Origin of the sequence: Bernardetia aquimarina (assembly GCF_042180575.1) — a bacterium.
GTDB lineage: Bacteria > Bacteroidota > Bacteroidia > Cytophagales > Bernardetiaceae > Bernardetia.
The window spans coordinates 1122435-1145160 of the sequence record NZ_CP170094.1; the positions used below are offsets into that span (position 1 = coordinate 1122435).

At 30.6% G+C, this 22726-nt stretch carries 18 protein-coding genes; 8 read left to right on the forward strand and 10 right to left on the reverse strand.

The genetic code is table 11. The features are described 5' to 3' along the window. Window positions 1-446: 446 nt before the first annotated feature. The 3 genes from ACE193_RS04665 to ACE193_RS04675 all read right to left on the reverse strand — a co-directional run bounded on the left by ACE193_RS04665 (window position 447) and on the right by ACE193_RS04675 (window position 3231). Window positions 447-1634, reverse strand: a complete 1188-nt coding sequence (locus tag ACE193_RS04665; RefSeq protein ID WP_375558606.1) for an ISL3 family transposase — start codon at window positions 1632-1634, stop codon at window positions 447-449. Between the two features lie 12 nt (window positions 1635-1646). Next, window positions 1647-2465 carry a hypothetical protein gene (locus ACE193_RS04670; protein WP_375561848.1) on the reverse strand — a complete coding sequence of 273 codons (819 nt, stop codon included), beginning with the start codon at window positions 2463-2465 and terminating at the stop codon, window positions 1647-1649. Between the two features lie 265 nt (window positions 2466-2730). Beyond that, entirely contained in the window at window positions 2731-3231 is a 501-nt protein-coding gene (locus tag ACE193_RS04675) for a hypothetical protein (RefSeq protein WP_375561849.1), read from the reverse strand. A 73-nt stretch (window positions 3232-3304) separates the two neighbouring features. Between ACE193_RS04675 and ACE193_RS04680 the strand changes: the two genes are divergently transcribed. Continuing rightward, window positions 3305-4099, forward strand: a complete 795-nt coding sequence (locus ACE193_RS04680; protein ID WP_375561850.1) for a tetratricopeptide repeat protein — start codon at window positions 3305-3307, stop codon at window positions 4097-4099. Window positions 4100-4447: 348 nt separating this feature from the next. Further along, complete coding sequence (locus ACE193_RS04685) at window positions 4448-6307, forward strand: SpoIIE family protein phosphatase (RefSeq protein WP_375561851.1); 1860 nt, start codon at window positions 4448-4450, stop codon at window positions 6305-6307. 2 nt (window positions 6308-6309) lie between these two features. On the opposite strand, the gene ACE193_RS04690 is transcribed toward ACE193_RS04685, so the two are convergent. After that, window positions 6310-7584 (reverse strand): M16 family metallopeptidase, encoded by a 1275-nt coding sequence (locus ACE193_RS04690; protein WP_375561852.1) that lies wholly within the window; start codon window positions 7582-7584, stop codon window positions 6310-6312. A gap of 189 nt (window positions 7585-7773) precedes the next feature. On the opposite strand from ACE193_RS04690, the gene ACE193_RS04695 reads away from it, so the two are divergent. The 5 genes from ACE193_RS04695 to ACE193_RS04715 all read left to right on the forward strand — a co-directional run bounded on the left by ACE193_RS04695 (window position 7774) and on the right by ACE193_RS04715 (window position 11936). Further along, window positions 7774-8616, forward strand: coding sequence for an FkbM family methyltransferase (locus ACE193_RS04695; protein WP_375561853.1), 843 nt, complete (start codon window positions 7774-7776; stop codon window positions 8614-8616). A gap of 9 nt (window positions 8617-8625) precedes the next feature. Then, complete coding sequence (locus tag ACE193_RS04700; protein WP_375561854.1) at window positions 8626-9312, forward strand: hypothetical protein; 687 nt, start codon at window positions 8626-8628, stop codon at window positions 9310-9312. A gap of 70 nt (window positions 9313-9382) precedes the next feature. Then, a complete protein-coding gene (locus ACE193_RS04705; RefSeq protein WP_375561855.1) occupies window positions 9383-10390 on the forward strand; it encodes a hypothetical protein in 1008 nt (335 codons plus the stop codon). Then, complete coding sequence (locus tag ACE193_RS04710) at window positions 10348-11079, forward strand: ATP-binding cassette domain-containing protein (RefSeq protein WP_375561856.1); 732 nt, start codon at window positions 10348-10350, stop codon at window positions 11077-11079. Before ACE193_RS04705 ends, ACE193_RS04710 begins: the two co-directional genes overlap by 43 nt. A 92-nt stretch (window positions 11080-11171) precedes the next feature. Then, complete coding sequence (locus ACE193_RS04715) at window positions 11172-11936, forward strand: superoxide dismutase (RefSeq protein ID WP_375561857.1); 765 nt, start codon at window positions 11172-11174, stop codon at window positions 11934-11936. Between the two features lie 170 nt (window positions 11937-12106). On the opposite strand, the gene ACE193_RS04720 is transcribed toward ACE193_RS04715, so the two are convergent. From ACE193_RS04720 to mrdA, 4 genes are all read right to left on the reverse strand, one after another. Then, window positions 12107-14068: an OmpA family protein gene (locus ACE193_RS04720; protein ID WP_375561858.1), complete on the reverse strand. Its 1962-nt coding sequence runs from the start codon at window positions 14066-14068 to the stop codon at window positions 12107-12109. An 839-nt stretch (window positions 14069-14907) separates the two neighbouring features. Beyond that, the gene (locus ACE193_RS04725) at window positions 14908-16122 is read right to left on the reverse strand and encodes an XrtY-associated glycosyltransferase XYAG1 (protein ID WP_375561859.1); all 1215 of its coding nucleotides are present in this window, start codon (window positions 16120-16122) and stop codon (window positions 14908-14910) included. 45 nt (window positions 16123-16167) lie between these two features. Next, a complete protein-coding gene (locus tag ACE193_RS04730; RefSeq protein WP_375561860.1) occupies window positions 16168-17586 on the reverse strand; it encodes an exosortase Y-associated Wzy-like protein in 1419 nt (472 codons plus the stop codon). A 56-nt stretch (window positions 17587-17642) separates the two neighbouring features. Continuing rightward, the gene (gene mrdA, locus ACE193_RS04735; protein ID WP_375561861.1) at window positions 17643-19649 is read right to left on the reverse strand and encodes a penicillin-binding protein 2; all 2007 of its coding nucleotides are present in this window, start codon (window positions 19647-19649) and stop codon (window positions 17643-17645) included. Window positions 19650-20338: 689 nt separating this feature from the next. On the opposite strand from mrdA, the gene ACE193_RS04740 reads away from it, so the two are divergent. After that, window positions 20339-21202 (forward strand): hydroxymethylglutaryl-CoA lyase, encoded by an 864-nt coding sequence (locus tag ACE193_RS04740; protein WP_375561862.1) that lies wholly within the window; start codon window positions 20339-20341, stop codon window positions 21200-21202. A 76-nt stretch (window positions 21203-21278) separates the two neighbouring features. Here ACE193_RS04740 and ACE193_RS04745 read toward each other — a convergent pair whose 3' ends face one another. Next, complete coding sequence (locus tag ACE193_RS04745; protein ID WP_375561863.1) at window positions 21279-21818, reverse strand: hypothetical protein; 540 nt, start codon at window positions 21816-21818, stop codon at window positions 21279-21281. Between the two features lie 94 nt (window positions 21819-21912). Continuing rightward, the gene (locus ACE193_RS04750; protein ID WP_375561864.1) at window positions 21913-22623 is read right to left on the reverse strand and encodes a hypothetical protein; all 711 of its coding nucleotides are present in this window, start codon (window positions 22621-22623) and stop codon (window positions 21913-21915) included. Window positions 22624-22726 lie beyond the last annotated feature (103 nt).

A 22726-nucleotide genomic window follows, 5' to 3' on the forward strand; every position in this document is an offset into this window, starting at 1 on the left:
ATTATTTTAAGTGTGAAATTGAATAAATACAACTTAGGTTGTACGTTGTTAAATATTAGTAAATAATTCTTACTTATTCCAATTTTATACAACTGAAAAGGTAATTATTTACCAAAAAACTTTTTCATTTGTTCTTCTTTGCTGAGTTGCTCGTCCAATTTTTTCTCTATTTCTTTAGGCTGTTCTTTTTTCTCTTTTGATTTGTTCTCATTTCCAAAAAAATCATCTATTACAGATTTCTCAACACTTTTTTGAGTGGTGTCTTCTACCTTTTCACTTTGAGAAAAAAAGTCATTTAAAACATCTTTATTTTCTATTTTACTTTCCTTCTCAAAATGCGCTTTAATTTCGTCTTCTAATTTTTTGTTGTCGTTTGTATTTACATTTTTTGTATGATTTGTCTTAAACTGTTCTAAAAGATTTTGGCTCTTCCGACTTTTTAGCGATTATATGAATTTGACTATCATTCTCAATCTAAAATTTTGAAAGTTTCTAAACCCATACCCACTCCTTTTGAGGGTCTTAATTTTATTATTAATTCCCTCTACTATTCCGTTAGAATATCTATCTTTGAAGAAATTAATAATATCATTTTTCCAAGAATTAAACGTATTTATAAATCTATTTAGAGCCTTATGATTTATTTTTTGAGCTTCTTCTATCCATTGGTCTAGTAGTTTTTTAGCTTCTTGTTTACTCAAATCAGTATTAAATATATTTTGTAATTCCACTTTCATAAAATACACCTGTCTAAGCGTTGAGCTAAACCTAAACGCTTTAAGTAAAACTCGTCTTTCTTTATAAGTAAGGTCTTTCCATGCCTTGTATAAAAGCCATTTTATTTGCTTGAAATGAACGTTTTTATCATCTTTTCGTCGTAATTCTTTACGAATGCTATCTAGCACTTTATTACAATGCTGAAAAAAATGAAAGCGATCTATTACTACATCAGCGTTAGGAAATACTTCTTTTGCTGTATTTGAAAATCCCTCCCACATATCACAAGAAAATACTTCTATACTAGTACAAAAAACTTCGCCTTTGGATAAAAAATAGGCTTTTAAATACTCTTTATTACGGTATTCTAAAATATCCCAAACTTGACCTGTATCTAAATCTACTAAAACAACAGCATATTCCTTTTTTCCTTTTTTGTAAGCAAATTCATCAATACCTAAACGTCGAGGAAAATAATCTAGGTGTTTTTTTATCTCACGTTTACTATAGGTTTTAAAAATACCATCTAAAACATCCCAAAGTATGTTTTCTCGGATAGCTACTTCTTTGAAACTGCTATCTTTCAAACATAAATAAAGATATTTTTCCAAACGATGAGTTTGATTTTTTTGCTTAGAAACAAAACTAAAAACTTCTTGAAAGTAACGAGTACAATCTTGACAATGAAATTGACGAGAAGTTAAGTGTAAATAAACCTCTTTGTCTAAAATATTTCGGTCACGAACAATACGTTCTGAAGTAGAAGTCACTTTATTGCACTTTTTCAAGCAATTAGGACAAATAGAATCGGCTAAATTACTTTCTCCATAAATAGTTAAGCGAAGTGGAGAAGATTCTATTTTCGTTACTGAAAAATCTGAAAAACCTAATAAAATTGCTATTGTGTTAGTATCCATAGAAAGGCTAAATTAAGAAATTATCGCTAAATTGTCGGAAGAACCAAGATTTTTTCGTTTTTCTTCTAGCTGTTTTTTTTCATCTGCTTTCTGTTGTTGTGTTTTGTTTTCATTTCTACCAAAAAGCTGTTCTACTCTTTTTCGCTGTTTTTCTTGGATTTTATCTTGCTCTTGTTGCTGATAATTTTCAAATTTTTTGTTTATTTTTTCGTCTATTTCTTGCAGAGAATTAGCTTCCAAACCATCAATTTGATTTTCAATATCCAAAACACCATCTACCAAATCAACTTCAATTTGAGCTTGATTTACTTTATCTTCAAACAAATCTATTTCATCAGAAATTTCTAAACTATCAAGGACTTGTTGTAATTCACGTTGGTTTTTTGCGTTTTGAAGTTTATTTGTCAGTAAAATTTCTTTTGTTTTGAGTTCTTGAAGTTGCAAAGTCAGTTTTTGTTTTTGAAGTTGCATTTGCTGCCAAGTTTGTAACACATTATTGTAAAGTGTTTCGAATTCTCTTTTTTGTTTTTCTAAATTTTCTTTTTGAAGAATATGTGAACTAGCTAGTGACTTATTTTTGCTTCTCAACGCATATTGCAAAGATGTTTCTTCTTGCTGAATAGCATATTTTATCTGTTCTATTTTTTGATATAATTCTTCTTTATTTTTTCTGACATTTTCCCAAATCACACTATTTTTTTGGATAGCTTGCTCAATTTGCATAATCGCCAACTTAAAAATCTGACTCGCATCACCTCTTTCTGCTTTTTCTTGTTCTATACGAGCATGTTCTTCGTGAGCTTGCCAAATTTTACTAATTCTTTTCCACATAGTTTTTTGAGAGATAATCATAAATAATAAAAGACAAAATTATTTTGTATTTTATTAAAGTTAAAATAAAGTTTATAGATGAATAATAAAAAACATAGAACTATTTAAAGATTCTTTATACATTCTTATACGGAAGAAAGTTAAAAAGGATAGAGAAATTTCAAAAAAAAACTAAATTATTTTCAAAACCTCTCCTTAATCAACTGTCTATTAGAATCTTAGACGCTACATTTATTATACTTATTTTTTGACTCAAATAGAGTTTTTACTCTTTTATTATCAATTTAGAAATTTTTGAAACAGGTCCAGGGCATTGTTGTTCATGGCATTGCAAACAACTTTTTACAAAGAGATTAAAACCTTCTACTTGTACACTCTGTTCTTTATTTTCAGCAGCATTTTGATATACATTTTCTAATTTTTGAAGCATTATCTTTGCCATTGCATCAAAAGCAGGGCTTTTTGTATGTTCATCAGTGGGAGTAGCTCTCAGAACATCCGTAAAACGAGGACGATATTCAGGTAAATAAGTTGTATTTTGGTTGGTAATTGCAGTTTTTAATGTATCTGCATATTCCCACATATCACGCATCAAAATGGCTAATTCACTACTTGGGTTAGGCGAGCGAGGGTCATTGATTAGTTTTTTACTACTCTCTGTTTTGATAATTCCTTTATCTTTATCAATAGTTACTTTTTTGTTTGTTTCTGATAAATTACACGAATAAAAACAAAAAATTAGCAGTATAAATAATACTTTCTTCATAGAAATTAAATAATTTTTAAAATAACTTTGTGATTTCAATTATCTATCACTAAAAAATAATCATCTATTTAAAATGAATATTCAAACCATAAATATAGCTATTCAAGAGGGAAATTTCGAAGAAGCCGTTCAGATTTCTACTAAAATACTAAATGAATTTGCTAAAAATTCTATAAAAGAGGAATTAAAATTTATTTCGGAAGGCGAGGTTTTGTTTCGTCGTGGATATGCGTATTTCAAATTACAAGAATTCAAAAAGGCATTAGAAGATTATAATTTATCTATTCAAAAAGCCGAAAATCCGAATGCGTATAGTGAGCGTGGAGTGCTTTATTTTACAGTCGGAAAGCTATCAGAAGCATTAGTAAATATGAATATTGCTTTAGAATTAGAGCCTGATAATCCGTATCGTTATTCTAGTCGTGCGTATATTCGTGCAGCAGCAGGAATGACGGTTTTGGCAATGCAAGATTATAGAAAAGCAGTAGAATTAGACCCAGAAGATGCGATTGCTCATAATAATTTGGGGCTTTTGGAAGAGAAAGTAGGTTATCAACTAAAGGCAAATCAACATTTTGAGAAAGCTGATAAACTCAGAGAAGAGCAAAGTCAAGAAGATGAAATGCTTGAAAAAAAAGCAGATTCAGAGATTAGTCAGAAAGAGGAAAATCAAGCCAAAAACAAAACAAATGATAGTAGTGAAAATACAACAACTATAAATTCAGATACTACATTAAATCAAGATAATGAAAATCAGATAAATCAAAACCCTAAAACCTATCAAAGTGCATTCAAAAAAATGTTCTCTTCAAAAAAAGCCTTTAGCAATGCACTCAAAAAGGCAAGAGATGTTTATTTTAAAAAATAAAGTCTAAAAATACTGTTTTTTTGATTTAAAATTAGAGTTCTTCCTTTTTTTGTAGGTAGATAGATACAGATTTTATATATTTGGAAACTGTTTGAATAAATGATTGTCATCTTTATCAATAAAGATTGTATATTATAAGGAATGAAAAAAATCATGATTTAGATTCATAGATTCAAACAAACAAAATAGAAACTAAGAATTTCTCTATTCTACTTACGTATGCTATCCAAATCAATAAATACTCAAATAAATATTTCTTTTCTTACTCAATTTATCACAAACTGTTTTTTCATAGTGATGTTTTTGTTTTGCTTTTCTAATCAAGCAATAGCACAAACAAAAATTATTATGGGAACAACTACTGATACAAAAGGCAATCCTGTTGAAGGTGTTACTGTAATTATGCCCAATATTGGAAAAGGAATAAGTAATAGTAATGGAGGTTTTACAATAGAATACCCTTCCTCAAAAGGTATTCCCAAAAAAGTAAATGTAGAAAAGGATGGATATTCATTAGTAGATTATGATATGGGAAGAAATGGTCTTTCTATTAAACTAAGACAATTAGATAAAATTTTAAAAGGTCAAATTTTTGCTCAAAAAAATGCTCCTCTATCTGGTGCAGAGGTAATTTGGAAAGGTGTGAATTATGAAAAAGCAACTAAAGCTGATGCTGTTGGAAACTTTTATATGGAAATTCCGAATGAGAAAACAGTAACCTCTTCTTCAGAGTTTATAGTCAATGGAAAAAACATAGATGGAAAGTTTTTTTCTTATGATTCAAAGCTAAATGAAGTAAAAATAGTCTTGTCAGGAGATTTATCAAATCCTATTTTAAAAGAAACGAAGTCAGCAAAAAAGGAAGAGCCTAAAGTAGAAAAAATTGAAGAAGATACAGCCAAAATACAAGAGCGTATTAATTTGGAAAAGGTAGTCAATGACCTTGAAATGCAAAAAAGTTTGCTTGCCGAACAAGGTTATAAAATACGTGCAGAAATGGAACGTATAGCAGAAGAACTAAATAGTAGCAATATTACACCACAAGAAAAAAGTAGATTAAGAAAAGAATTGGAGGCATTAGCCAATCAACTTATCAAAAATGAAACTGCTTTTGAAGAAGCACAAGCAGAAACTCGTAAATTAATGGACAAAATCAGAGGTCTTTTATACGAAAAAGACTCTATGACAACGGCTTTTACAGAAAAAATAGAAGAAGTAGAAGCCGAAAAAGCTCTTGCTCGGCTGCAAATGATTATTGCTGGAATTGTGGCACTGCTATTTTTGGTTGTGGCTGGAGGTGCTTATTTTGTTTCTCGTAAGATAAATAAACAAAATGAAGATTTAGAAAAATCAAATCACGACCTCAACCAAACAAAAGACGAACTAGAAAATAAAATTGATGAAATTCAGAATCTGAATAAGGAAGTTACTACCAAAAATCAAAAAATTACAGATTCAATTCGTTATGCTCAAACTATTCAAGAAGCCATTCTTCCACAAGAAATAGAATTTGAAAAGGCTTTTGCAGACCACTTTGTTCTTTACTCTCCTAAAGATATGGTTTCGGGAGATTTTTATTGGATGGCAAATCATTATACATTAGATGGTCAGAAAACTATCTTAGCAACTGTCGATTGTACAGGTCATGGTGTTCCAGGGGCATTTATGTCTATGATTGGAAATACACTTTTGAATGAAATAGTCAATCAAGAAAAAATATTTGATACTGCCCAAATCCTCACACGTTTGCATGATGGCGTAAAAAAATCATTACAACAAAATAACATGTCAAACGATGATGGAATGGATGTCTGTATTTGTACTATTAATTTCAACTCTGACGAAACAGCACATGTACAGTTTACAGGAGCAAAAAGACCCCTTTATTATTTCCAAAATTCATTTTTACAAAGCCTAAAAGGAGATGTAAAATCTATTGGAGGAAGAGATAGAAAAGACAAACCTTTCACTACACAAGATTTGTACTTAATGAAAGGAGATTGCCTTTATCTCATGACAGACGGCTTTAGCGACCAACAAAACTCTGACAACAAGAAGTTCGGAACGACACGCCTTTTAGAACTCCTAGAAAAAAATGCTACACTTTCCCTTCCTGTTCAGAAACAAGAGCTTAATGACGAACTTCAAACACACAGTTGGGGAGTAGAGCAGCGTGATGATATTACTATTGTAGCTGTAAAGATTTGATTTTATTGTTCTTCCTCATCTTGTGTACCATCAGGCATATAAATCAAACGATGAAGGTTTTCTTCCCTAAATATTTCTTGAGCAATATCTTGTAAATCCAAAACTGTCAAGGCATCTATTTGGTCAAAAAATTCTTGCAAAGAAATCATCCTTCCAAAATCTAAAAAAGATTTTCCCATTCCTATCATAAGCCCCGAATTACTCTCACTAGACATTGCCAACTGTCCTTTGAATTGTTGCTTTGCTGTGTGAAACAGTCCACTTCCAAGTGTTTTTTCCTTGAGTAAATTGAGCTGTTTCAAAACCAAATTCAAACTTTTATCTAAATTCTTTTTTTCTGTTGCAAACGAAATAGCAAACATTCCAGAATCACTATACGCAGAAAAGCCCGAATCGACAGAATACACCAAACCATATTTTTCTCTAAGCGAAAGGTTTAGACGAGAATTAAGCGCAGGACCTCCCAAATAATTATTCAAGAGTGCAAAAGGAATACGTTTTTTGTTGTGCAAATTATAAGCTGCTCCCCCAATCATGCAATGTGCCTGTGAAATAGATTTTGATTTTATGATATGCTGTGCCTTTATAAATGGAGCAGAATTTCGATATAGTTTAGAAGAATAGACAGGAATATCAGCAATATATTTTTCTACCATTTTTTTGACTTTCTCAAATGGCAGACGACTCACAGACGAAAAAATAAGACGACTTGTATCTAAGTTTTGAGCCACAAATTCTTCAAAATCTGTTTTTTTAAAACGTTTTACACTTTCTGTTGTGCCTAAAATCTGTTTTCCTAAAGCGTGATTTCCAAAAACTACTTCATCAAATTCATCATCTAATAAATCGATCGGATTGTCTTTATACATTGCCATTTCTTCCAAAATAACACCTCGTTCTTTCTCAATTTCCTTATCAGGAAAAATAGAACGAAAAGCAATATCAGACAAAATATCAATCGCTTTTTCAGAATGCTCATCCAAAACAGAAGCATAAAAAACAATCTTTTCTTTTGTCGTAAAGGCATTTAGTTCGCCACCCACAGCATCCAAACGGTTGATGATATGAAAGGCTTTACGTTTTTGAGTTCCTTTGAAAGCCATATGTTCCCAAAAGTGTGCTATTCCTTCTTGATGTGCTTTTTCATCTCTACTTCCGACCTCCAAACTAAAGCCACAATGTGCTATTTTGGTATGATTTACTCTACAATGGATTAAACGAATGCCGTTTGGAAAGGTATAAATTTGATAGTTGTCCGAATTATTATCTGAACTCATATTTGTTTTAAATCGTCTTTTTTTCTTTTAATTTACAAAGTAACGAATAAGTATTGGTTTTGTCTATTTTTATCTCTGTTTATCGAATTGAAAATTCAACTTGTATTCTAAATCCTTTTAGTATCTTTACAGTATCATAAAACCTGTCAATGGTAAAGTATTTTCTTTTCAATTAAATAATTTTAAGAAATGAGTACAGCGTTAGTCGAAGATATGTATCACCCAATCGCTTTGTTGTATAAGATATATAGCAAAAATGAAAATTTAATTATTTTTGATATTGGTGCTTGTGAAGGAGAAAGTTCTATTTTTTACTCCGAACATTTTCCGAATGCAAAGTTATATACTTTCGAACCTGTTCCTTCAAATTTTGAATTAATAAAGAAGAATACAGCTTCCTATTCAAATATTACTCCTTTTCAAATTGCATTAAGCAATGAAAATGGAACTGCTACTTTTCATGTTTCGTCTGGAACACCTGAAAATATAGACAATGAAGACACAACTGATTATGGAAACAAATCAAGCTCACTTCTCTCACCAGAACTCCATACAAGTACTCACCAATGGCTAAAATTTGAAAATAAAATTGAGGTACAAACCCAAATTTTATCTGATTTTTGTAAAGAAAAACAAATTCCTAAAATAGATTTTATTCATATTGATGTGCAGGGTGCTGAATTAATGGTTTTTGAGGGTGCATACGAATTTATCAAAAATATAGATTGTATTTGGATGGAAGTAGAGGAAATAGAACTCTACAAAGGACAGCCTTTAAAACCTGATGTAGAAAAGTTTATGTATAAACGTGATTTTTTCAAAGTATTAGATACAACTAATGGACAAGCAGGAGACCAGTTTTATGCAAAAAAAGATTTTTTTATTGCGAAGAAAGGAATAATGGCTTTTTATTCTGTTAATATAAATATGTTTTTTTCTGAAAAAACGAAGTTATTTAGAAGAACTCTTTTATATAGGCAAGGAAGTTATTTTACAACTAGAATTTTGCAACGATTAGGCTTGAAAAAATAAGTAATCTTAATGAATAATGAAGAAACGATAATTTATCTTTTTTCTGGACTTGGAGCAGACAAATCTGTATTCAATGACCTTTTTTTTCTCAAAACAAGAAAACATAAATTTATAGAATGGGAAACACCAAAAACGGATGATTTAGAAGACTATGCTTTACAACTTGCTGAACAGATAGACAAAACAAAAAAAATCATTTTGATAGGCATTTCTTTTGGTGGAATGCTCATTTCTACACTTTCAAAACATATTCAAACAGAGAAAGTAATTTTGATTTCTAGTGCTAACAACCCTTCTGAACTTCCATTTTTATACCGATTATTCGGGAAGTTAAAACTCTATTTTTTTATTCCTGCTTTTCTTCTCAATAAACCTAATAAAGTACTCAGTTTTGCCTTCGGAACAGTTCAAAAAAAACACAAGAAAGAAGAAAAACAACTTTACCACATCATCAAAAACACAAACCCAAAGCAGGCAAAGTCATTCATAAAAATGATTCTGACTTGGGAAAATAATAATCATAAAACTCTGACTAATTCTATTTTCAGAATTCATGGTACAAATGATTTGATACTTCCCTACTCTAAGGACAAGATAACTAATCAATTTTTAATAAAAAATGGAGGACATTTTATGATTTTGACACATTCTGAAGAAGTAAATAATCGTCTCAAAGAAATTTTGAAAAGTCTGTAATTAAATCATTATTTGATGTACCAATAAAATAGCATACTTTTTTAAGACTATTTTACCCTACAATTTTTATATGTTTTTTTTCCTTCTCAAATTAAGATTCAAACAGTTTGTCAGAATTTTAAAAGAATTTGGTATTTTCAGAATGCTGATTTTATTGTTTTTGGTTTTTATTGGAATTGGTTATGTGTATGGAAAAATTATCTTTTTGAAAGAATATCAAATAGAACTTGTCTTTTTAGCTCTTATTTTTTCACTTCATCAAAACCGAAAAGATCATCATTTTTTAGCTTATCTTTCCAAAAGTCATAATCAAAATAGAGCTTTCAAGGTTCGTATTGCAGAATATAGTGTGCTATTTTTGTTGTATCATTTGCCATTACTTTTTATTCTCAAACTTACCTTTTATCATCTCATTTCTATTTGTGTTGCTTTTGGTTTAGTGCTTTTACTCTCTTTTTATTCTCCTCAAAAATCAATTAAAAAATCATTTTTCAATCAATTTATTCAAAAAACAACAGCTTTTATTCCTCTTTCTGTTTGGGAATGGCGTATGGCTCTACGCAAAAATGGAATCCTTTTTATCCCTCTTTATATTCTTGGTTTTGTAGCTTCTTGGTTTTGGGCTGCTTTTCCTTATATTCTACTTTTTTATTCCCTGTTTTTGGTTGAAATTTATAATTATTTAGAACCCAAAGAACTCATACAAAATTATCCAACAAAAAAGCAGTTTTGGCAAAAACGCCTTCTTTCAGCCGTCATTTTTAGTAACCTAATTTTGTTTCCTCATTATTTGATAAGCCTTTTGAATTTATTTGTATTTGATAGATATTCGGCTGCTAACTTTCCTACTTTTATTTTTTTAGGGATTTTAGGATTTTGTTTTCTTATTTATAATTTGATTTTATTTCAATTGATTTTCTATAAATATTCAAGTTTGGATAGTAAAAATGGCAAAGTTCTCAATTCTATTCCGACAACTATTTTCATTCTCATCTCAATTTTTCTACCTGTTTCACTCTTTATTTGTTATCAAACATGGAAAAAAGCCAATCACAAAGTCAGTATAGTCTTGAACTAAAAAATATTGAATTTAGCTATTCAAAATCTTCCAAAAATATCTTAAATGATTTTTCACTTGCAACAAAAAAAGGAACAATACACGGAATTTTGGGAGATAATGGAGCAGGAAAAACTACACTTTTTAATCTAATTTTTGGTTTTTTGAAGCCTAAAAAGGGAGAGATAAAAATAAAAAAAAGCAAAAATATTGCTTTTCTACAAACCGAGAATTATTTTTATCCTTACACAACAGGGTTAGAGCATTTACTTTTAAGTGTAGAGTTTACAAATGAAAATCAACAAGTAATCCATCAAAGAATAAACGATTGGAATGAGCTTTTTGAACTTCCTTTACAAGATTTTGCTCAAAATTATTCAACTGGAATGAAGCGAAAATTAAGTCTTTTGAGTATTTTATTGTTGGATAAAGAAATCATTATTTTAGATGAACCTTTTAATGGTTTGGACTTACAGACTTCTGAAATTGTTCATTTGATTATTCAAAAGCTCAAAAAAACTGGAAAAACAATTTTACTATCTTCTCATATTTTGGAAACCATCGTAAGACATGCCGATGAAGTTAGCTTTTTAGAAAAAGGAAAAATTCTACATTCTTATTCAAAAAATGAATTTAAAGAGCTTAATGAATTTGTAAATACTCATTTTGGAAAAAATAATCAAGAAAAAATTGATACCTTGCTAAAGTAAAATGAAGATGAATTTTTCAAAACTTTTTTAGCCATAAATCAATTAGTATAGCATAAATTACAACTACACTCTAACTCTAAAAAATAATTTTTATGTCAATGGACAAACGTACTTTTCTCAAAACAGCAGGGCTTGCTACTATCGGAATTATTCTCAACCCTCTTTCGGCATGTGATTCTTCAACTAAATCAACAACAGAAACTGATACAGACTCAACAGCAGTAACAACCGAAAATGGACTTTTTACACTCAAATCGCCTTTCAAATTACCTGCTTTGGCTTATGATTTTGCTGCCCTTGCACCAAATATTGACAAACAAACTATGGAAATTCATCATGGAAAACACCACCAAGGTTATGTCAATAAACTCAATAAAGCGATTGAAGGAACTAATTTTGCCAATCAAAATCTATTAGAAATCTTAGAAAATGTAACTGAAAGTGATACAGGAGTTCGTAATAATGGAGGTGGACACTACAATCACAGTCTTTTTTGGGAATCTTTATCTCCTAAAAATCAAGTGGCAACAGGAAATATAAAGGCAGCTTTAGAAAAAGATTTTGGTTCGTATGAGGCTTTCCAAAAAGAATTTACAGAAGAAGCAAAAGGAGTTTTTGGTTCGGGTTGGGCGTGGCTTTGTAAAGCAAATGATGGTAAACTATTTATTACCTCCACACCAAATCAAGATAATCCATTAATGAAAAACCTTGCAGAACAAACAGGAACGCCTATTTTGGGTCTTGATGTTTGGGAACATGCTTATTATCTCAATTATCAAAACAAACGTGGAGAATATATAGATAATTTCTATAAAATAATCAACTGGGAAAAAATTGAAGAGCGTTTTAATGCTTAATATTGTCTTACACTTTATCTGAGAAGCAAGTAACCTAACTTGACTCTTAATTTAAGTACTATTTTTTCAAATTGCAGGTGGATAAATGACAGATTAAAGCTGATGGTTATCATTGAAGGTTTTTACATCCAATGATAACCATCTTCTTTTTTTAAAAACAGCTTCGTTTCCTACAAAATCTCAAACTCTATTCTTCTATTTTTAGCTTTATTCTCTACTGAATTATTCTCTACTTGTGGCTGTGCTTCTCCAAAGCCTTTGACGACTAATTGTTCCTTAGGAATCCCTGCATTTATTAAATAATCTACCACAGAAGTAGCCCGTTTTTCAGAAAGTTTTTGATTATAGGTTTTATCTCCTACATTGTCTGTATGTCCAGAGATTTGCACTTTGATTTTCGGATTTGTTTGTAAATATTTTGTTACTAAATCTAATTCTGTTTTTGATTCTTCCTTTAACTCCCATTTATCTGTATCAAAGAAAATATTATTCAAGACTACCTTTGAGCCTTTCTCAGCTTTTTCTAAATAAATATCTACTGTTACATTTTCGCCTGTTCCTTCTGAATAATCAAAAGCAAGACTTTGAAATAAATAGCCTTCTTTGTTTACATTAAGTGCATAATTTGAGCCTTCATTCAACACAAAAAGATACTTTCCATTTCTTGGGTCAGATTTTACAGAAGACTGAATAGTTTTATTTGTCAGATTATATAAATCTACACTTGCGCCTAGCTTTTCTTTTGTTTTGGCATCATAAACAGTTCCTTTTATGTATCTACTGACAGTTATTTCGATTTCTTCAGGCATTTCAAATTTATAAATATCACTTTTGATAATATCTCTTTGTCCTATTTTCAAATCTGAATAATAGGCTGTTTTTCCGTCTGTTGTAACAAAAAGACTGTGTTGGTCGGTGTGTGTGTTGATTGGATAACCCAAATTTTCAGGTTTTTTCCAACCTTTTGGGTCAGTTTCATCTATTTCTGTTTTGAATAAATCAAATCCACCAAAACCCAAATGAATATCAGAAGCAAAAAACAACGTTTTTCCATTGACATGAATAAACGGACTATTTTCTTCGCCTGCCGTATTTATTTTTTCGCCTAAATTTTGTGGCGCACTCCAAACACCTCTATCATTACGAGTAGATTTCCAAATATCCGACCTTCCATACCCTCCATCACGAGTAGAAACAAAATACAGCGTTCTGCCATCTGCCGAAAGTGAAGCCTGTGTTTCCCATGCTTTTGTATTGATAAGATTTCCCATATTTTGAGGCTCAGACCATTTATCGCCCTTTTTTTCACTAATAAACAAATCACAACTTCCATATACTTGCCTTCCACTATTCTCACAAACTGTGAAAATAATTGTACGTCCATCTGCCGAAATTGTACACGTTCCTTCATTCGAACGAGTATTTAATTCTTCTACTTTTTCAGGAGTTTGCCAAAGGCTATCTTTTTTCACACTTCTCAAAATATCTTCATCTGCTCGTGGGTCGTCGCCATCTCTTGCCGTAAAATACATTTCTTCTTCATCAGCACTCAAAACAGCAAAATATTGTAATTTTCTAGCGTTGATTACATCAGGAAGGCGTTCTGGTTTTATATCCAACGGATTTTTCATTCCTTCCACTCCAAATTTACAAATAGCTAATCCTTTTATGGATACATTTTTTTGAGATTGAGATTGCGCATATTGATATGATTTTTGATATAATTTATTTGCCTCTTCATAGTTTCCTTCTTCCAAATAATCCCCTGCCACTATCATATATAAAGAAACTCTGCGTGGGTCATTTGGCATAATACGAGCAGCTTCTTTAAAATGGAGTTTTGATTTATCTCTATTCCCAAGCAAATGATAATGACTTCCGAGTGCATAATGTGCCTCAAAATAATCATTATCTAATTCAATGGCTTTTTCAAGCAGTTTTATTCCACGTTCGAAATCCCTTGAAGCAATATAATCTTGTCCATTTTGATAGGCTGTTTGCGCTCTTCGATTGTTTGTTCCTTGTGCAGATACAAAATTAATGGAGGAAATTATAAAAAATGAAAGCACAAAAAATATACACGGAATGATATATTTTCTAAAGTCTGACAGTACTGAATATGAATTTTTCATATATGATAAATTGGGGTTATTGTTTTAGATATAAATAACGTCAATGTCTTTTATAAATTATTTGATTGTCTTATCTCTGATTATATTCTAAGAATTGAACCAATTTTGATTTTGATTCTGGCTAAGATGACTTAAAATAAATAAAAATGAGCAAAAAATGGACTTCTTAGATACAAAATCTCTACTTTACTGAATTTTGTTAAAAATTTCATAAAAAAAGCCTAAAATACAGCATTCTAATTATGAAATACTCAACTATTCAAACAAATAATTAAAAATTACACAAATTTTACCCTATTTAATTAACAAATTTGCAACAAAAGAATATTTTCCTTTACTTTGTATTATCAGAAAGGGAAAAATGTTACAAGTTTCATAATCAATTAAAAGTAATTGTATTTAGAAATTTAACTGATAACTGTTTTACTGATAATTGAAAATGTAGGATGGTGAAATTTTGGCAGCCACGCCCTTCGGTCTCAAGGGTGAAGGTTTGGGATAAATCAAATGAGTGTTTCTAACAATTATCTGACTAACTACTTCGTGAAGGTTCGAGTCCTTCTCCTACAGCAAGATAGTAGTAATGAATGAATATAAACAAGATTTGAAGGTATGATTTACTTTCAAGTCTTGTTTTTTTTTAGCCCAAAAGGAATGAAAGTTAAGCAAGTTCTTATACTACTAGACATTTTAATGATTGCATATAGGTCAGTCTCGTAGAGCAGACCGTTTGTAGTTAATTTCTTCTATTTTAGTCTTGTAGATGGTTTGCCCTTTGGGACTACCTATTTATTTATAAAAATATCCAGTAGTCTGGCAAGTTCTAATTGTTCCACAGACTAGATAGTTTGATTTGTATCTTTTATTCTCTGATATATTTCTATATATTTTTGAGCTAATTTTTGAGAAGAAAAATCATTTTGAATAATTTGAGGGGCAGTTTGTCGTATCTCATCTCTTTTTACTTTATCATTAATAGCTGTCTGTAAAGTTTGGAATAAAGATTCTACATTATTTGCTTCACACACCCACCCCAAGTCTTTTTCTTTTACATAATCAGCTAAACCAACTTTATCTGTAACTAAAACAGGCGTTCCTGTACTCAGACATTCTATAACTACATTCGCAAAATTTTCACTAAAAGACGGAAGTATAAATAGATCTGATTTTTCTAAGTTTTCGAATTTCTGATTTCCTTCTAACCAACCTATCCAGTTTATCTTATCTTCTAGTTTTTTTTGAGAAATGAGCCTTTTTAGAGATTTCTCATACTCTTCACTTTCACTTTTCCCAATTAAATCAAGTTGTAAATTTATTTTTGAATCATTATTACTTTCAAATTGTGATATAACTTCAATCAATATTTCTAGTCCTTTTACAGGATGAATCCTAGATAAAAAAGTAAGGTTAAAACTATTTGTATATTCTTTTTTTATATGTTTTACTTCTGTATTTTGTTGTCGAACAGAGAAAGATGATAAATTGGGAAGTACAAAAAAACGGTTCTTTTTCATAAAACCAACATCTTGTATTTCTATAGGGGCTGTTAAGTGTAAATATGACTTTTGTAATAACTTTTTTCCTATAAATTTATGAAAAATACTTTTCAACGATTTTTTTTGAGTATGTAGTGTATATTGTCCAATCATTCCACGAGGAGAAACAATTACTTTTACGCCTCTAAAAACACATATCAAAACAGAAAAAATAACAACTGTATTCCACCAAGAATGAATATGAATGACATCATAGGTTTTGGCTGTTTGAAAAACTTTTTTGAGAAGGGCAATAGAAAAATGAGTGTGATCTTTAGTTTGTCTTTTAAAATACCAGACTTCTACACCTTCTACTAAAATAGCTGTATTGGAATCAACATCTAATTCTTGATTTCCATTTGCAGTAGTAGTATAAACGGTAACTTTATTGATTTCTTTATCTTTTTTTTTCTTACTCAAAAACTTTGCTTGACTTTCACACAAACGACTTACTGATACAGTTGGTCCACCATAAACATAAGCAGGTTTGTAAGAAGGTGTAATATGTAAAATATTCAATAAATTGTTTTTTAAGGAGTTAAATAATGAAATAAAACTATCAATCTAAATATTAGACTCATAATATGGGTTTTTGACAAGTACATTGAATCTTTTAGCTATATAAAAAAGTAAATACATAGTAACGATGCTCCAAAACACTGAATTAATCATAAACTCAAACGCATTCCCTCTTATCAAAATATAAAATAAACCTAAAAACATACAACCCGAACCAATAGCATAACCACCAAATAGACTTTCTGCTTTTTTAGATAACAAAGTAACTAAAACACCCAATAAAAATAAAGAACAAAAAATTCCTATTTCCCCTCCCATTATATACGAATCAGCAATAAAGGCTGGTTTTGCAGATACATTTGAACCTTTTCCTACTGCACCTATTTTATAGACTCTTTCCATAATAACTTCATCAGGAACTGGTTTATTAGGATATAATATACGAGGGAGAATAGATTCTAACGATTGAGTAAGAATTTCATCTGTCATATAAGGTATTTGTGTTGGCACTTTATCTACATATACCATAAACATTTTTATTTCAGAAAGTCGATAAATCAAAAAACTCCAATTTTCTTCTAGTAAGCCATCTATATTTTCATTTCTAACTTTATCTAATGCAATAGCAGCAGCTTGTGTTCCTTCTACATTTTTACCCCAGCTTAATCCTCTAACAATTCCTGTATAATAAGGAATTACAAATAAGAATAAAAAAATCATGAAAGGGGCTGTAAACAAAATAGTTTTTTTATATTTTGTCCACAAAATAGCACCCAAAAGTAATATAGGAAGTACTGTAAATTCTTTCCACCCTGATGTAAGGGCTTGAAACTCTCCATAACAAAACAATAATCCTGTTATAAATATATAATTTTTCTTTTTTTCTAATAAGGAATAACCAAATGCAAAAACTGCAAAAACTGCAGTAGAAAGTTGAAATTGAATCAAAAACTGCGCTCCTCCTGGTATAAATCTAAAAACAACACTTCCTAAAAAGAAAAATAAGGTCGTAAAAAAAAATATTTTAGAAATAGAGGTTTGAGAAGAAACTTGAATGACATATTTTGGAGGTTTATAATCCAAAAATAAAAGTAAACCATGAATATAAGCAGCATGTCCCAAGCAATATAAAAATTGACAATAAGCAATACTTGAAATATAGACAAAAGATTCTTCACTTTTAATCTTATCTAAATAAAAATAACCCATAGCATCTAAATAAAAAAAAATAGATGTGATAGTCATATACCCTGAAAAAATAAGATGCACCAAAAAAAAAGGTCTAAATACTTGGTTCAAAATAGGACGGTCAGTAGGCAATGGTCTTACAAGACCTGTAAAAGTAATTAGATAAATCCAAAAAGAACCTCCCCATGCTATCCAATAAGCTAATGAGGGATTTGTAGTCTGAAAAAGGTAAGTCAGAAATACAGGTAAATAAAGTAATAAATAACGTGGATTCATTTCTAGCGTAATAGGATTATTATCTTGATTCTAAGACATTCTTTTAAATACTTATACTATTCTTCATCTTCTTTTTTTGCCTCTGCTAATACTATATTATTAGTCATTTCTGTACTTTTATTAGACGAAGTATTCTTTTGGGTAATAAGATTAGCTTGTTCTTCTTCTTTCTTTTTTTGAAGTTTTTGCTTTTTTCGTTCTTCTTCTTTCTCTAATCGTATTCTTTCTTGTTCTATTAAATTAAGTTCTACAACTCTCTTTTCTTTATATTTTACATTTTTATCAGAGATAGTATCATTAAGATATTTTTCTATCATCAAACTAGCTATTGGCGCAGCCCATGTTCCTCCAAAACCAGCATTCTCTACTACCACAGCAATCGCAATCTTAGGATTATCCTTTGGAGCAAAAGCTATAAAAACAGAATGGTCTTCTCCATGAGGATTCTGTACTGTTCCTGTTTTTCCACAAACAATAATATCATCTATTCTAGCTCTACGAGCTGTTCCTGCACGAACAACATCAGCCATTGCATCAACTACATAAGGAAAATATTTTTCATCAACAGTAGTTTTTTGTTTTGTTCTGTATTTTATATCTACCAAAGTAGTATCATTTATTGCCCTAACAACATGAGGAATGTAATAATGTCCTCTATTTGCCAAAATTGCAGCAAAATTTGCAAGTTGTAATGGAACTGCGCTCATTTCTCCTTGTCCGATACTTAGTGAATAAATATTTCCTAGCTTCCAACCATATCCACGTCTTTCAGCTATTCTATCATAATAAGCAGTAGAAGGAATAAGCCCTCTACTTTCGTAAGGTAAATCTATTCCTAATTTTCTACCAAAACCAAAAGATAAGGCATGGTCGTGCCAACGATCTAACCCAATACGAGTATCTTCTTTATCATTTTCAGAACGATTTTGACGAATAATTCTGATAAAAGATTTGTAATAAAATGGGTTACAAGAATGCTGAATAGAACCATGTAAATTCAATGGCGAAGGATGATTATGACAATTTACAAGTTCTTTAGAACAGCTAAAGGATGTATGAACTGTATCTAAAACACCATCTTGCAAGCCAATAAGAGCCTGTACAATCTTAAATGTAGAACCAGGAGGATAGGCAGCCTGCAAAGCACGATTATATAGGGGTTTGGTTGGGTCATGAGAGAGCATTAAATAATTTTTGGCTACTTCTGTTCCTTCTCCTGTCAGAAGATTTGGGTCAAAAGTTGGAGCTGAAACCATTGACAATACTTCACCTGTTTTGGGGTCAATAGCAACGATACTACCAATTTTATTTTGCATTAGATATTCACCATATTTTTGTAGCTCAGCATCTATGGTAGTCTGTAATGTCAAACCTGCTTCTGGAAGTTTGTCGTATTCTCCGTCTTTAAAAGAACCTCTAGCAATTCCCAAACGGTCATACATAACCTGCTGAACACCTCGTTTTCCTCTCAATTCTTCTTCATAACTCCTTTCAATTCCACTGATACCAAGCATATCACCACGTCTGTAATAGTCTGCTGTATCTTTGGAAAGCATACGTTGGTCAATCTCACGAACATACCCCAGTCCTCCAGCAAAAGAAGAGTATGGATACTTACGAATCGTTCTCACATTTGGATAAACACCTTTATAGTCAGAGAGTTCATCTTGAATTTTAGCATAATTTTCTACCGACATTTGTTTGATAAACAAATAAGGTTTGTATAGCTGTAAACCATGTCTAGCCTTCTGTAATTTTTCTCTAAATTCATCTAAAGAAATACGTAAAAGCTGGCAAAGATGGGTAGTATCTTCGGGTTCTAACTTAAATTCTTTTGCTATAATCTCTATATCAAAAACAGGATTATTTTCGACCAATAATTTTCCATTTCTATCATAAACAAGACCACGAGGAGGGTATAAAATATTAGTTCTGGTAGAAGTATTTTGAGCTTGTTGTTGAAAATCATCGGAAATGACTTGCAACCAAAGAAGTTGGAAACCATAGATTAACAAAACTACTAAAATAGCTACTTGAATAATATATCTGCGAAGGTCGTTCAAATCTGAATGTTTTTTGCTTTTAATGATTAAATTTTGAAATATTTGCTTTATTATATACTCCTCCGTAATTAGATTTCGAAATTTTCTTCTATCAATTTTTCGAAAACCAAAAGCGCATGAGTATAAACACCACAAAGTTAAGCACTTTATCCCACTTATTTAGAATAAATACTATTATAAATAATGTAAAAATGATACCACTATTCAACTTTTTATCGATAAAACAACAAGATATATAGAATAAATCCTACTAACTATTTGAATTATATCAATTATAATTATTAGTAACAATTTTAGTAGTTGAGTAACTTAACAGCAGTGAAAATATAACAACCTATTTTTGTGTCATGATTTGAATTCTTATCATCAAAGCTCACTTTTCCACATAAAACTCTTCCATTTTTCAATTCTTCTACATTAGAAACAATTACAACCTGCTAAAGCAGCGAAGCTAATTAAAAATTACGACTACAAAACACTGATTATAAACCATTTATATTTAATAAATTTCTATTCCTTAGCAATTCTATTCTCTTGAATAAGACTTTATGTAAAAAAGAAAAAAACTGACAGTGAATTTGAAGCATTTACTCTAACTCAATTATCAAAATTATAATATTATCTGTTTTTTTTGTATTTTTGAGTAGAAAAAGAATTACACAAATACCACCAATAAATACACTTTACACATGCTTAAAATTATTGAATGTCCTCGTGATGCTATGCAAGGATTATCTCATTTTATAGATACAGACATAAAAATAAATTATCTCAATTCACTTTTACAAGTGGGTTTTGATACCCTTGACTTTGGAAGTTTTGTTTCCGAAAAAGCAATTCCTCAAATGAAGGATACATCTGAGGTTTTAGAACATCTGGATTTGTCCAATACTGCTACAAAATTACTCGCTGTCATTGCTGGTTATGGGGGATTAAAACGTGCTATCGAATTTGAAAAGATAGATTATTTAGGCTTTCCACTTTCTATTTCAGAAACATTCCAAATAAGAAATACAAAAAAAACAGTGCAAGAAGCCTTAAATTTGGTTAGTGAAGCACAAAACATGTGTTTGCAACGCAATAAAACCTTAGTGGTTTATCTATCAATGGCCTTTGGTAATCCTTATAAAGAAGTCTATAATCCAAAAATTGTAAGTGATTTTATGAGAAAATTAGATGAGATGGAAATTAAAATTGTTCAACTTTCTGATACCATTGGTTCTTCAACACAAGAAAATATTATTCCTTTATTTGAATCACTCACAAAAGAGTTTGCACATATAGAAATTGGGGTGCATTTTCACTCTCCTCTTCGAACAGCTAGTGAAAAAATTGAAGCAGCTTATCAAGCAGGTTGTAGGCGTTTTGATGGTGCGATGTTAGGCTTTGGAGGTTGTCCGATGGCAAAAGATGAACTAACAGGAAATATTCCTACTGAATCTATTTTAGCTTTTGCAAATATGAATGATATAAAAACAGGGTTAGATATGATAAAATTTAGTGACGCACTTCACCAAGCTAAAAATGTATTTAATGAAAAAATAACTGTTTAAATTAAACCCCAAAAAGCCTTTTCTTTTCAGTTGTGTTCTGAAAGAAAAGGCTTTCTAATTATAATGTCTTTGCAAATTATCTTCTTCTCAAGTAAGCTGCTCTAATCTCACCTTTAGTAAATTCAATAGAAGTCGTGTCAATAGTACCACTATCTCCTTCTACAACACCTTCAAAACTAAAATTAAACTCTGCTTCTAAAATATAACGTACAGTATCAAAACGAGTGATGTTGATTGTACCACTAGGAACAGCTTCTCCGTTATATTTAATTGTCGTTACAGAAGTATTTATACTATCTGGTTGAGCCACTGTAAACGAGCCAACAGCAGGAAAAGGAACAAACATCGAAATAGTACTCCCATCGATCAAAGAAGCTCCTGTAACATTTAAAATTGTATCTCTACCTAAAGAGTCTTTACCTGAACTTAATACACTTGGAGTATTAGTAAACCAGTAGTTAGTATCAGAAACATATCCTTTGATAGTAGAACTTACAAGTGGGTTATCATCGTTATTAGATTCACAAGCAAAAGTTAAGAAGGCAAAAAGAGCTAAAAAAATATAGGCAAATTTGGATACAAACTTATTTGATTTCATTGAATTTGAGTATTTCATAGAATAGGCTATTAAAAAATTTGAATACTGTTTTATTTTTATCTGAATAGTTATAAAAATTAGTTAGTATTGTTAGAGTAGTAAATCTGTTATTTTATTGAGGACCACCACCAAAAGGAATACGTACTCCCACATTAGCTTTCCAATAATGATGTAATTGAGGTGTATTAACAGTTACATTAGAAACATAATCTTTGAAACGGTAAGAACCTCCTCCCTCAGCAAAAATATAAAAAGAACCTGTATAAACTTCTGCACCAAGTCCAGCATTTACACTCAAAAGCCAAAACTGCACATCTTGAAAGTATTGTGGTTCTGGAAAGGCTTCTCTCCCCTCTAACCTTTCATAATCTTTAAGAGTCCAGTCAATATTATACATTCCTCCACTCATTCCTCCATAGGTATAAAAACCACCTCTATCATTATAAGCTCCAAATAAATAGTAACGCAGATTTGCACTCAATTCAACAGCTATATTTTTAGTTGTAATCATATTAGCATAAGCAAATTCTCCACGTTTTGTACCCATCATGTATGAGCCTTCTAAAGAAAGAGCAGTTTTGTAGTTTAGTCCAATATTCAAACGGGCTTCTAATCCTGCAAAAGGAGGAAAATCTTCTACTTTACCAAAAGGAAAACGTTCTTCTCCTCCAATAAATTTTTGATAACGTCCTGCAATACTCATACTTACTTGAGCTTGTGTTTGACTCATAGAAAATAAAAGAAGAGATACCAAAAGCATTAGAAATGCTCCTAGTTTTTTAGCATGTGTAAATAAATGGTTTGAAGTCATAGTTGCAAACATAATATGGAATACGGATTGTTTTATTTCGTTTTGATATTGATTTATCTAAATTTCTATTAGAATAGAGTCGTTTTTGATTAGAATTTGATTTTTTATGTTACGC